The 713-nt window shown below is 40.7% G+C and carries 1 protein-coding gene and 1 pseudogene; one reads left to right on the forward strand and one right to left on the reverse strand.

What is annotated here, in order from left to right; translation table 11 throughout:
• Window positions 1-208: pseudogene (locus tag B2R65_RS11680) on the reverse strand (adenosylmethionine--8-amino-7-oxononanoate transaminase); the annotation flags it as partial.
• A 92-nt stretch (window positions 209-300) separates the two neighbouring features.
• Here B2R65_RS11680 and B2R65_RS11685 point away from each other — a divergent pair.
• On the forward strand, window positions 301-713 hold a 413-nt coding region (locus B2R65_RS11685), incomplete at its 3' end, for a biotin synthase BioB (protein ID WP_349676066.1).

The following is a 713-nucleotide window of genomic DNA, read 5'->3' on the forward strand; positions in this document are numbered from 1 at the left end:
CGTTATTTAATACCGGATGATTATAGCCATGAATTGCGCTCCACCATGAGGCCATGCCATCAATGAGTTGCTCGCCGGTTTCTAGGTAAATTAAATTATGATTTGCATGAGTAACAGGGTAAACCGGAATAGGCTGTGTCATTGATGTGTAAGGGTGCCAAATATGGTCACGATCAAAATCAAGGTCAATCGTTTGTTTTTTATTCATATGTAAACTTTAACGTGGTGGGTTTCGTTGACAATGGTACTTCAAGACGTAGACTAATCCAACATCACCACTGAGAAAAATAAGAGACTACTATGGAACTTGCACCTGTTCGCCACGATTGGACCCACGCCCAAGTAAAGGCATTATTTGAAATGCCATTTAACGATTTATTATTTAAAGCGGCATCGGTTCATCGCGCTAATTTTAATCCTAACGAAGTACAAATATCTACTTTATTATCTATTAAAACAGGGGCTTGCCCAGAGGATTGTAAATACTGTCCGCAATCGGGGCATTATAAAACCGATTTAGAGCGCGAGCGCCTACTAGAAGTAGAAAAAGTGGTAGAGCAAGCACGCCTAGCTAAACAAAAAGGCGCAACCCGTTTTTGTATGGGCGCAGCATGGTCAGATCCAAAAGACAGAGACATGCCGTATATTTCTAAAATGGTTAAAGAAGTAAAAGAACTTGGCCTAGAAACCTGTATGACGCTTGGTAAACTTAC

The sequence above is a fragment of the Pseudoalteromonas sp. UBA2102 genome (assembly GCF_002331165.1).
GTDB classification, from domain to species: Bacteria; Pseudomonadota; Gammaproteobacteria; order Enterobacterales; family Alteromonadaceae; genus Pseudoalteromonas; species Pseudoalteromonas atlantica.